This window comes from Niallia sp. HCP3S3_B10, from assembly GCF_052064465.1.
GTDB classification, from domain to species: domain Bacteria; phylum Bacillota; class Bacilli; order Bacillales; family Cytobacillaceae; genus Niallia; species Niallia hominis.
Genome location: NZ_JBQHVO010000161.1, coordinates 1 through 525, shown reverse-complemented (window position 1 = coordinate 525; position 525 = coordinate 1). Strand labels below are relative to the sequence as shown.

Below are 525 nucleotides of genomic sequence, written 5' to 3'. Positions count from 1 at the left end.
TAAAACTTTCCTGTGAAACAAGATTATTCGGGATTTCACTGTGACCTAAACTTTTCTACAATAGTCATTGAGTCAACCTAGATTTATATATCTCTTTATTAACTACCGAGATCTCATTACTCTGGCTAAATTTAATTTGTTTTTGTTGAATGTTCTTGGAAAATTCCCATAATAACCAATGTCTTTTTTTGCATGTTTCATATTTGATATACCAGCTAATAAGTCATCGAAGTAGGAAAGATGTTCATATACTGCATTCTCTGTATGTTCACTTAAAATTTCATACTCTTGATATAACCTGTGTGCGTACTGCCTAGTTATTTCTTTAGTCGCTTTAGCATCTTTGTTTTCAATTTCTCGTCTATAGTCATCCATAATATTAATAAAAGGCTCATTTTTAATTGGGGTCCAGTGCGGCATAGTATCACTCCATAATTTTTTACTTACTATTTCAATACAAGAGAGAAAAATTCCTGTCGAACTAACTATTCTCTACAGAGAAAAAAGGATTATATTTAACTATTC

At 30.9% G+C, this 525-nt stretch carries 1 protein-coding gene; it reads right to left on the bottom strand.

Annotation, left to right across the window (positions count from 1 at the left end; genetic code table 11):
- Positions 1–102: 102 nt before the first annotated feature.
- On the bottom strand, positions 103–420 hold the full coding sequence (locus tag ACTNDN_RS24995) for a hypothetical protein (RefSeq protein ID WP_048717642.1): 318 nt from the start codon (positions 418–420) through the stop codon (positions 103–105).
- Positions 421–525 lie beyond the last annotated feature (105 nt).

Bases quoted from the DNA above. Each gene is read 5' to 3' on its own strand.
- ACTNDN_RS24995 (WP_048717642.1), bottom strand. From the start codon at position 420: ATGCCGCACTGGACCCCAATTAAAAATGAGCCTTTTATTAATATTATG.